9 protein-coding genes and 1 pseudogene are annotated in these 9,436 nt (G+C 75.2%); 3 read left to right on the top strand and 7 right to left on the bottom strand.

Translation table 11 applies throughout. From position 1 onward, the window contains the following. The 3 genes from J1M38_RS12030 to J1M38_RS06410 all read right to left on the bottom strand — a co-directional run. Nucleotides 1-504, bottom strand: a 504-nt coding sequence (locus tag J1M38_RS12030) for an ATP-binding protein (RefSeq protein ID WP_342356210.1), incomplete at its 3' end; no start/stop codon positions are given. Next, nucleotides 491-1,723: a zinc-dependent metalloprotease gene (locus J1M38_RS06415; protein WP_206481796.1), complete on the bottom strand. Its 1,233-nt coding sequence runs from the start codon at nucleotides 1,721-1,723 to the stop codon at nucleotides 491-493. The genes J1M38_RS06415 and J1M38_RS12030, both read right to left, overlap by 14 nt. 33 nt (nucleotides 1,724-1,756) lie before the next feature. Further along, nucleotides 1,757-3,067 carry a D-alanyl-D-alanine carboxypeptidase/D-alanyl-D-alanine-endopeptidase gene (locus tag J1M38_RS06410; RefSeq protein ID WP_260845938.1) on the bottom strand — a complete coding sequence of 437 codons (1,311 nt, stop codon included), beginning with the start codon at nucleotides 3,065-3,067 and terminating at the stop codon, nucleotides 1,757-1,759. 220 nt (nucleotides 3,068-3,287) lie between these two features. On the opposite strand from J1M38_RS06410, the gene J1M38_RS06405 reads away from it, so the two are divergent. Both J1M38_RS06405 and J1M38_RS06400 read left to right on the top strand, forming a co-directional pair. Further along, on the top strand, nucleotides 3,288-3,875 hold the full coding sequence (locus J1M38_RS06405; RefSeq protein ID WP_113914112.1) for an inorganic diphosphatase: 588 nt from the start codon (nucleotides 3,288-3,290) through the stop codon (nucleotides 3,873-3,875). An 89-nt stretch (nucleotides 3,876-3,964) separates the two neighbouring features. Then, on the top strand, nucleotides 3,965-4,594 hold the full coding sequence (locus J1M38_RS06400) for a hypothetical protein (RefSeq protein WP_036337173.1): 630 nt from the start codon (nucleotides 3,965-3,967) through the stop codon (nucleotides 4,592-4,594). A 27-nt stretch (nucleotides 4,595-4,621) separates the two neighbouring features. On the opposite strand, the gene J1M38_RS06395 is transcribed toward J1M38_RS06400, so the two are convergent. Both J1M38_RS06395 and serS read right to left on the bottom strand, forming a co-directional pair. Continuing rightward, on the bottom strand, nucleotides 4,622-5,431 hold the full coding sequence (locus J1M38_RS06395) for an HAD family hydrolase (protein ID WP_144826411.1): 810 nt from the start codon (nucleotides 5,429-5,431) through the stop codon (nucleotides 4,622-4,624). A 115-nt stretch (nucleotides 5,432-5,546) separates the two neighbouring features. Beyond that, a complete protein-coding gene (gene serS, locus J1M38_RS06390; RefSeq protein WP_044659866.1) occupies nucleotides 5,547-6,830 on the bottom strand; it encodes a serine--tRNA ligase in 1,284 nt (427 codons plus the stop codon). A gap of 43 nt (nucleotides 6,831-6,873) precedes the next feature. Here serS and J1M38_RS06385 point away from each other — a divergent pair, with 43 nt between their 5' ends. Then, a complete protein-coding gene (locus J1M38_RS06385) occupies nucleotides 6,874-8,052 on the top strand; it encodes a diacylglycerol kinase family protein (protein ID WP_044659865.1) in 1,179 nt (392 codons plus the stop codon). Nucleotides 8,053-8,365: 313 nt separating this feature from the next. On the opposite strand, the gene pheA is transcribed toward J1M38_RS06385, so the two are convergent. Both pheA and J1M38_RS12025 read right to left on the bottom strand, forming a co-directional pair. Beyond that, on the bottom strand, nucleotides 8,366-9,316 hold the full coding sequence (gene pheA, locus J1M38_RS06380) for a prephenate dehydratase (protein ID WP_020625278.1): 951 nt from the start codon (nucleotides 9,314-9,316) through the stop codon (nucleotides 8,366-8,368). Further along, nucleotides 9,313-9,436, bottom strand: a pseudogene (locus tag J1M38_RS12025) (rhodanese-like domain-containing protein); the annotation flags it as partial. The gene pheA and the pseudogene J1M38_RS12025, both read right to left, overlap by 4 nt.

Below are 9,436 nucleotides of genomic sequence, written 5' to 3'. Positions count from 1 at the left end.
CCCCTGCCCCGCCTCCCGGGCGGCGGCGGCGAGGGCCACCCGGCGGGCACGCCGGGCGTCGGCCTCGGGGCCGTCGCCGGTGCGGGCCACCTCGACCCGCGTGACGGTGACCGGGGTCAGACCGAGGATGCGGGCGACGTCGGCGGCGGCCGCCGCCACCGCGTCGCTGCCCGACTGCAGCCCGTGGTCCACCACGGCCGCGCCGATCGGGCCGAGCCGCGCACCCTCCCGGGTGCCCACGAGGACGGCGCAGGCCACGGCGAGCGCGAGGGAGTCGGCGCCACCGGAGAGGGCGACGAGGCCGCGGGGACGACTCCCCGCCCGGCCCGGCACGACATCCGCGCGACGGGGCCCGTCGCCCGCCAGGGCCTCCCGCACCGCCGCGACGGCCCGGTGCAGGGGCTCGGGCCAGCGGGTGCGCGGCGGCCATGCGCCGACCGCGGGCAGGCCGCCGACCCCGCCCGCCGGCGTCGGCCCCGGGTCCCGCGCCTCAGGCCTGGGCACGGATGCGCGCCCCCCACGTCTCGGGGGCGTGGAGCTCGGCCTCGCTCGGCAGCAGCTCGGGGGCGTCCCAGACCACGTTGAACCCGGCCATGCCGAGCTCGGCCACGGCGGCGGCCACGAACCTCTGACCGTCGCGATACTGGGCCATCTTGGCGTCCATGCCCAGCAGGCGGCGGAGCATGCGGTCCAGGGGCGAGCGGCGGTCGCCGCGCTCGTCGAAGCGGCGGCGGATGGTCTTGACGGAGGACACGACGGAGGAGTCGACACCGTCCATCACCACGTTCGCGTGCCCCTCGAGCAGGGACATCACGGCCGTCAGCCGGGACAGGCGCTCCCGGTCCTCCTCGTCCTGGATCGCACCGAGCAGGCCCGGCGTGGGTCGGGCCGGGGCCACGTCCTGCGCGTCGTGTCCGTCCCGCGCCCCAGTCCGGCCGGCGTCGGCCTCCCGACCCAGCGGGTTCGTCGCCGCGAGCGCGGTGCGCAGGCGCTCGGGCAGGGACTCGGCCTTGTCGAACAGGCCGACGGTGAGCGCCGTGATCTCGGCCCGCAGGTGCTCGCGCAGCCAGGGCGCGGCCGCGAACTGCACGCGGTGGGTCTGCTCGTGCAGGCACACCCAGAGGCGGAAATCCGCCGGGTCGACGTTGATCTCCGCGCGCACCTGCGCGACGTTCGGGGCCACGAGCAGCAGGCGTCCGCCGGCGGGGCCGGCCGCCGTCCCCCCGGGGCCGGGCAGCGCGATGAACGGGTCGTACTGGCCGAGGATCTTCCCGGACATCCAGGCGAGCATCCCGCCCATCTCCAGGGCGGTGGCGTGCCGGGTGACGCGGGTGGTGGCGGCGGCGTGCTCGCGGGGCCGGGTGTCCCGCAGATGCGCGAACGTGGGGTCCAGCAGCGTGGCGAAGGACTGGGTGGCGGCGCGCGACCAGGTGGGGCGGTCCACCACGAGCACCTGCGAGTCGCGCAGGTCCCGTGCCGCCTCGAGCCCGGTCAGGCGGTGGACGTGCGGCACGGCGGCCTCCGCGGCGGCGCGCAGGCCCTCCGCCTCGCGCGTCGCCTCCCGCGGCGTGAACCGGGGGCCGGCGGCGGCGAGGGACCGTGCGGTCCGTGCCGCGAAGGCCCAGTCCACCGGGTGGGCGACGGCGGGGCCCGGCTCGGCGGGGGCGCCCGGCTCGGCGTCCGCGGCGGCGCGGGGGCGGTCGGTCGCGTGGTCGTCGCTCATGGCTCCATCAGATCACAGGCCCCGGACCTCGGATCAGAGCCCGGCGACGGCGCTGACGGCCTCGTCGACCGCCGCGCGCGCGGGCTCCAGCTTCCACTGCAGATCCGAGCAGATGATGCTGAACGCGAGGACCCGCCCGGACGTCGTGGTGACGGTGCCGGTGAGGGAGACCGTCTGGTCGAGCGTGCCGGTCTTCGCGGCCACGGCCTGCCGCGCGGGGGCATCCGGGAACCGGTCGCCCAGGGTGGAGTCTTCGCCGGGCCGCGGCAGGCCCTCCAGCACGGTGGCCAGGGCGGGCGTGCGGGCCACCCCGGCCACGACGCCGGCCAGCTGGCCCGCACTGACGCGGTTGTCCGGGGACAGGCCCGAGGAGTCCACGAGCGCCATCCCGGCGGTGTCCACGCCGAGGTCCTCGGCGGTGGCCGTCAGCAGCCGCGTGGCGCCCTCGTGGGTGGCCGGCAGGTCCGTGGCGGGCGCGGCCGTGTGGGCCAGGGCCTCGACCACCTGGTTCTCCGAGTGGGCCAGCAGGTACGCGACCTGCTCCCCCACGGACGCGGACTCCACCGCCGCGACGGGGGCGGCGGCGAGGACCGTGGCGCGCGGCACCTCGGTGGCCGGGAGCGTGTCCCGCAGGCCCACCTCGAGGTCGGCGCCGGAGGCGGCCACCGCGTCGTCGAGCGCGGCCTGGAAGGTGAGCGCGGCGAACTGCGCCGGGTCCTCGATGCGGTCCTCCCCGGTGCCAGGGGCCTCACGGCCGCCGTAGGTGGCCAACGGCTGCACCGGCGCGATGTTGCCGCTCTCCGGGATGTCCGACGTCCAGCGCGGGTTCAGGGCCGTCCGGTCCGTGAAGAGCCGCAGGTCCGTGCTGACCACCACCTGCCCGGTGACGCCGTCCTCGACCAGCCCGGCCACGGTCCGCTCCGCGAGGGTGCGCAGGCCCGCGCAGCCGGAGACGTGCTTCGAGTCCGAGGCGCCCGTGCCCAGCAGCACGTCGCCGCCACCCACGAGCACCAGCTCGGTGGCCGCGCCGTCCGCGGTGGGCTGGGCCACCACGGTGGTCTGCAGAGTCGTCTCAGGACCCAGGGCGGAGACGATGGCCGCGGCGGCGAGCACCTTGAGCGAGGACGCGGGGGCCACGGGCTCGTCCGCGTCCCGCGCGTACAGCACCTCACCGGTGGCCAGGTCGCGGAACTCGGCGGAGACCGTGCCCGGGGACGTCTCCAGCCCCGGCTCGACGGCGGCCGCCACCTCGGCCGCGGTGGGGCCGGCGGACGGGGACGACGACGTCGGCCCGGCGGTCGTCGACGAGGCGGGCGCGCTCGACGGGGCCGGCGGCGCGGTCACGGGCCCGCAGGCGACCAGGACGGCCGCGAGCGCGGCCAGGAGGACGGCGGGGAGCGGGCGGCTCCGGAGGCGTTCCGTGCGTCGATCCCGACGCCCAGCGCGCCCCGTGTCCACCTGTCCCATGCGTCCATCATGACGGACGCCCCCGGTAGGCTGACGGCAGCACCGCCGGGCGGCGCCGCGCCGCCCGGACACCCCACCCTCTGTGCGAAGGAGAGTCATGGCGCACGACGTCACCATCGAGATCCCCGCGGGCTCCCGCGTGAAGTACGAGTTCGACCACGAGACCGGCCGCCTGCGCCTGGACCGCGTGCTCTTCACCTCCATGCAGTACCCCACGCACTACGGCTACTTCGAGAACACCCTCGGCGAGGACGGCGACCCGCTGGACGCCCTCGTGTACCTGCCGGGCTTCGACCTGGTGCCGGGCTGCGTCGTCGAGGCCCGACCGGTCGGCGTGTTCAACATGACCGACGACGGCGGCGGCGACGCCAAGCTGCTGTGCGTCCCGGCGGACAAGCGCTACGACCACATCACCGAGCTCGAGCACGTGGAGGAGTCCCTCAAGCAGGAGATCGAGCACTTCTTCACCCGCTACAAGGACCTGGAGCCGGGCAAGTGGGTCAAGGCCGAGGGCTGGGAGGGCCGCGCGGCGGCCGAGGCCGAGCTCGAGGCCTCCATCCAGCGCTTCAACGCCGAGGGCGAGGAGTCCCCGACCGACGAGCCCCAGGGCCGCGCGGTGGACACCGAGGAGGCGCAGCCGGCCACCGAGGAGGGCGAGGAGACGGACGAGCCCCAGGGCCGCTGACCCCCGCACCGCCCACGCGCGCGACGCCGGCCGCTCACCCCTCGGGGTGGGCGGCCGGCGTCGTCTGCGGGCTGGCAGAATCGACGACCATGTTCGTGCTCACCATCAACCAGCGGGACACCCTCGACGCCGGCGACCGCGTGGACACGTTCCTGCGCGCCCTCCAGGACGTGCCGGGGCTGGACGACGCCGTCGTGCTCCCGTTCCAGCGCGCCGTGGGCGACGAGCTGATCGGCGCCGTCGAGGACCCGCGCGTCGCCGTGGACGTGGCGCTGCGCGCCCTGCGGCAGCGCCGCTGGAACGTGGGGGTCGGCGTCGGGACGGTGACGCACGCGGACGGTGCGGCGGGCGCGCCCGCCTCCGGGGACCTGCACGACGCCGGCGGGCCCGGTCTCGCGGCGGCGCGGCGGGCCGTGGAGGCGGCGGCCGTGTCCACCGCGCGGATCCCGTTGGCCGTGCGCGGCCGGGACGAGGAGGCGGCCGCCGAGGCCGAGGCCGTGCTGCGACTCGTCGGGCAGCTCGTGTGGTCCCGGACCGACGCCGAGTGGGCGGTGCTGGACCTGCTGGTGCCCGGGGTGCGCGGCCAGCAGAAGCCGGCGGCCGCCGCGCTCGGGATCACGGCGCAGGCCGTCTCGCAGGCGGTGCAGCGCTCCTACTGGAACGAGGAGCACGCCTGCCGCCCCGCCGCCGCGCGGCTGCTCACGCTGGCGGGGGGCTGACCCGGCGGCCCGGGCCGGTCGCGCCGCTCAGGCCGCGGCCGGCTCCTCGAGGAGCGAGCGCAGCACCGTGGCGAGCCCGTGGTCGTCCACGTGCCCGGTGACCTCGTCCGCGGCGGCCACGACCTCCTCCACGGCCTGGCCCATGGCCACGCCGCGGCCAGCCCAGCGCAGCATCTCGATGTCGTTGCGGCCGTCGCCCACGGCCATGGTGTCCTCGGGGGCCACCTTCAGCACGGTGCGCAGCGCCTCGAGCCCGGAGGCCTTGGTCACGCCCGCCGCGGCGACGTCGAGCCACGCCGTCCAGCCCACGGAGTAGGTCACGCCGGACAGGCCGATGCCCTCCACCGCGCGGCCGAACTCCTCGGCGGAGGAGTCCGTGGAGAACACCACGAGGCGCACGGCCGTGGTGTCCATGAGCTCCTCGAACGTGACGCCCTCCGCGGCCACGCCGAAGGACATGTCCTGGAACCGCTCGGTGGAGCGGAAGGTGCCGTCCGGCAGCTCGAGCGCGTACTTGGCGCTGGGCAGGCGGTGGCGCAGCTGGGTCAGGACCGAGCGCGGGTCGAAGGTGCGCAGGTCCGTGACCTCGTAGCCCTCCTCCAGCTCGGGGTCCAGGCGCAGCGTGACGCCGCCGTTGGAGCACACCATGAAGCCGGCGCCGATCCCCAGGGAGCGGGCCACGGGCAGGGTGGCCGCGCGGGAGCGGCCCGTCGCGATGACCACGTGGTGCCCGGCGTCCAGCACGGCCCGCACGGCCGCGCGCACGGGCTCATGCAGATGGCCGTCATGGTCCACGATCGTTCCGTCCACGTCCAGGCACACGAGCTTCTTCGTCATGGCCCCCACCCAACCACACGGCCCGGACACGACGGCGACGCGCGGGTGAACGGCGGGGGCGCCGCGGGGCAGGCGGGCGAGGCGGCCGACGCCGCCGGGGGACGACGTCGTCCGCTCAGACCAGCTCGAAGCGCTCCATCCCGCCGAGGTAGGGACGCAGCGCGGCGGGCACGGTGACCGAGCCGTCCGCGTTCTGGTGGTTCTCCAGGATCGCCACGATCCAGCGGGTGGTGGCCAGGGTGCCGTTGAGCGTGGCCACCATGCGGGTGCCGCCCTTGGAACCGTCCTCCGTGCGGACCCGCTCGCGGATGTTGAGACGGCGGGCCTGGAACGTGGTGCAGTTCGAGGTGGACGTCAGCTCGCGATAGGTGCCCTGCGTGGGGACCCAGGCCTCGCAGTCGAACTTGCGGGCGGCGGAGAGGCCGAGGTCGCCGGCGGCGATGTCGATCACGCGGTACGGCACCTCGATGGCGCCCAGCATCCGCTCCTCCCACGCCAGCAGGCGCTCGTGCTCCGCCTCCGCGTCCTCCTGTGCGGCGTAGATGAACATCTCCAGCTTGTTGAACTGGTGCACGCGGATGATGCCGCGGGTGTCCTTGCCCGCCGAGCCCGCCTCACGCCGGTAGCACGTGGACCAGCCCGCGTACCGGACGGGGGCGCTCACGTCCATGATCTCGTCCGCGTGGTAGCCGGCCAGGGCCACCTCGGAGGTGCCCACGAGATACAGGTCGTCGCGCTCCAGACGGTAGATCTCGTCGTCGTGCTCGACGTCGAAGCCGGTGCCCTGCATGGTCTCCGGGCGCACCAGGGTGGGCGGGATGACCGGCACGAAGCCGTTCTCCAGGGCCAGGTCCAGGCCCAGCTGCATCAGGGCGAGCTCGAGACGCGCGCCCACGCCCTTGAGGAAGCTGAACCGGGCGCCGGACACCTTCGCGCCGCGCTCCATGTCGATCGCCCCGAGCAGCTCGCCGAGCTCGAGGTGGTCGCGCGGCTCGAAGCCCTCGGCGGCGAAGTCGCGCGGGGTGCCGACCTCCTTGAGGACCACGAAGTCGTCCTCGCCGCCGGCCGGGACGCCGTCGACGATCAGGTTCGGGAAGGCACGCTGCAGCTCCGCGAGGCGGGCCTCGGCCGCGCCGGCGGCCGACTCGGCCTCCTTCACGCGCGCGGCCAGGTCCTTCACCTCGGCCAGCAGGGCCTGCTTCTCCTCGCCCTTCGCCTGGGCGACGCGCTTGCCGAAGGCCTTCTGCTCCGCGCGCAGCTGCTCGAAGCCCGCGATGGACGAGCGGCGGGACGCGTCCGCCTCGACCACGCGGTCCACGAGGGACGCGTCCTCCCCGCGGGCCTCCTGGGAGGCGCGGTACTTCTCGGGCTGCTCGATGAGGTCCTTGACGTCGATCACGTGCGCCAGCCTAGCGGGCGGGGCCGACGCCTAGACTCGGGGCATGACTCCCGAGTGGTGGATGGCGCTGGCCGCCCTGGTGCTCCTGGCCCTGCTGGTCGTCGTCGTGGTGGTGCTGGCGGTGCGCCAGGTCCGCCTCGGCGTGCAGCACGAGCGGACGCGTCTCCTGGTGGACGCCCTCGACGCGCGGGTGGGCGGCGTGCAGCGCCGGCTGGAGGAGGTGCCCGGCATCGGCACGGGCCGCCACGAGGTCGCGCTGGTGCTGAACCCCATCAAGACGCACGCGGACCGGGTGCGGCGCGAGCTCGAGCGGCTCGCGGAGGCGGAGGGCCTCGGCGAGGTGCTCGTGCTCGAGACGCAGGAGGACGACCCCGGCACCGCCATGGCGCGGCAGGCCCTCGACGCCGGCGCCCGGCTCGTGATCGCCGCGGGCGGCGACGGCACGGTCCGCACCGTGGCCGAGCAGCTGGCCGGCACCGACGTCGCCCTCGGCGTGGTGCCGCTGGGCACCGGGAACCTGCTGGCCCGCAACCTGGACCTGCCGATCAACGACGTCGAGCAGTGCCTGCGGATCGCCGTGGGGGGCCGGCAGCGGCGCATCGACACCGTGGACGTCCGCTTCACGCACGAGGACGGGCGCGTCACCCGGCAGACCTTCACCGTGATCGGCGGCGCCGGCTATGACGCGGACATCATGGGCGACACCAAGGACGAGCTGAAGAGCCTGGCCGGCTGGCTGGCCTACAGCGAGGCCGGCATGCGGCACCTGCGCGGCAAGCGGCACGAGGTGACCGTGGCCCTCGACGGCGGTCAGCCCCGCCGGTTCAAGGTGCGCACCGTGATGGTGGCCAACTGCGGGATGCTCACGGGCGGCGTCGAGCTGCTGCCCCAGGCCAAGCTCGACGACGGCCTCCTCGACGTCATGGTCCTCTCGCCCCGGCACGCGCTCGACTGGGCGCGGATCGCCGTGAAGACCGTGACCCGGCACCGCAGCTCCGTCCCCGCGATGCACACGGAGCAGGCCCAGCGCGTGAAGGTCGAGTTCGCCGAGCCGATGCCCTCCCAGCTCGACGGCGACGCCACCGGGGTCATCACCGCCCTCGACGCCCGCGTGCAGCCGGACTCGCTCGTCGTGATGCTCGTGGCCGAGGACGACGCCTCCGTCCGCGACGACGGCGTCTCCGCCGCCGCCCCCGTCCCGGAACCGGCCCCGCACATCTGACCCCCCGTCCCCGCTTTCGTTCGGGAAACGGCGGCTTCCCCACCGTTTTCGTTCGGGAAACGGCGGCTTCCCCAGCACTTTCGTTCGGGAAACGGCGGCTTCCCCAGCGCTTTCGTTCGGGAAACGGGCGCCGGGGCGACGCGCGGACGGGAAGCACGACGACGGCCCGTCGTCGTGGTGATCGTCCCGTTTCGGCCACGAAAGGGGCCTAGGAACCTCCCGTTTCGTCAACGAAAGTCCCTCGGGGGCCGCCGTTTCCCGAACGAAAGTGGCCCGGGGGCCGCCGTTTCCCGAACGAAAGTGCGGCACCGCCTCAGCGGGAGCGGAGGGACTCCACCCAGGCGCGGCCGGAGCGATACGCGGCGTCGGTGAACTCGGCCGGCACCCTCGTGGGCACGGGCTCGGCCTGCGCGTACGAGCCCAGGAACCGCAGGTCGGGGTACTCCCGGTACAGGGCCGCGAGCGCATCACCCACGCGGGCCTCCGCCAGGTGCCCCTCGAGGTCGAGGGAGAAGAAGTACCGCCCGATGCCCTCGCCGGTCGGCCGGGACTCGATGCGGGAGAGGTTCACCCCGCGCGTGGTGAACTCGGCCAGGATCTGCCCGAGGGCGCCGGGCCGGTCCTCCGGCAGCGGCACCACGAGCGTGGTCTTGTCCGCCCCCGTGGGCGCGGGCAGGGCCGTCGGCCGGGAGAGCAGCACGAAGCGCGTCACGGCGCCCGGCACGTCCTCGATCCGCTCGGCGAGCACCGGCAGCCCGGTCTGCTCGGCCACGAGCGGGGCGCACACGGCGGCGTCGAAGTCGCCCTGGGCCACGAGGCCGGCCCCGGCCGCCGTCGACGGGGCGGGCGTGAACTCCACGCCCGGCAGCGCCGTCTCGGCCCAGCCGCGCACCTGCGCCCAGGCGTGGGGGTGCGTGGTCACGCGCCGCACGTCCTCGATCGCGACGCCGGGCCGGCCCACGAGCACGAAGCTGATGGGCACGTGCACCTCCGCGAGGATCTGCAGCGTCTCCCCGAGGGCGATCTCGTCCACGGTGGCGGAGACGCCGCCCTCCACCGAGTTCTCGATGGGCACGACGGCGCGGTCCACCTCCCCCCTGCGCAGCGCCGCCACGGCGCTCAGCACGGAGCCCGCAGACACGAACTCGGCCTCGGCCGGGTCCGCCACCTTGCGCAGGGCGGCCTCGGTGAAGGTGCCGGCCGGGCCGAGGAAGGCGTAGCGCAGGCGCGACGGCGTCGCGTCAGCGGAGTCCGTCCCCGTCACTTGACGGTGGGCTCGGCGTCGCCGTCGGCCTCCATCGGCTTGCCGGCCTCGAGCCACGCGCCGGAGCCGCCGGCCACGTTGATGGCCGAGTAGCCGCGGCCGGTCATGAACTCGGCGGCG

Origin of the sequence: Micrococcus sp. KRD070 (genome assembly GCF_017168435.1) — a bacterium.
GTDB lineage: Bacteria > Actinomycetota > Actinomycetes > Actinomycetales > Micrococcaceae > Micrococcus > Micrococcus luteus.
The sequence above is the reverse complement of the archived record's forward strand: the minus strand, read 5'-3'. Positions and strand labels throughout refer to the sequence as shown.

What these genes read in the sequence shown, in the direction of transcription:
- J1M38_RS06415 (WP_206481796.1), bottom strand. Translation starts at nt 1,723, where the DNA reads ATGAGCGACGACCACGCGACCGACCGCCCCCGCGCCGCCGCGGACGCC.
- J1M38_RS06405 (WP_113914112.1), top strand. Translation starts at nt 3,288, where the DNA reads ATGGCGCACGACGTCACCATCGAGATCCCCGCGGGCTCCCGCGTGAAG.
- J1M38_RS06400 (WP_036337173.1), top strand. Translation starts at nt 3,965, where the DNA reads ATGTTCGTGCTCACCATCAACCAGCGGGACACCCTCGACGCCGGCGAC.
- J1M38_RS06395 (WP_144826411.1), bottom strand. Translation starts at nt 5,431, where the DNA reads ATGACGAAGAAGCTCGTGTGCCTGGACGTGGACGGAACGATCGTGGAC.
- J1M38_RS06385 (WP_044659865.1), top strand. Translation starts at nt 6,874, where the DNA reads ATGACTCCCGAGTGGTGGATGGCGCTGGCCGCCCTGGTGCTCCTGGCC.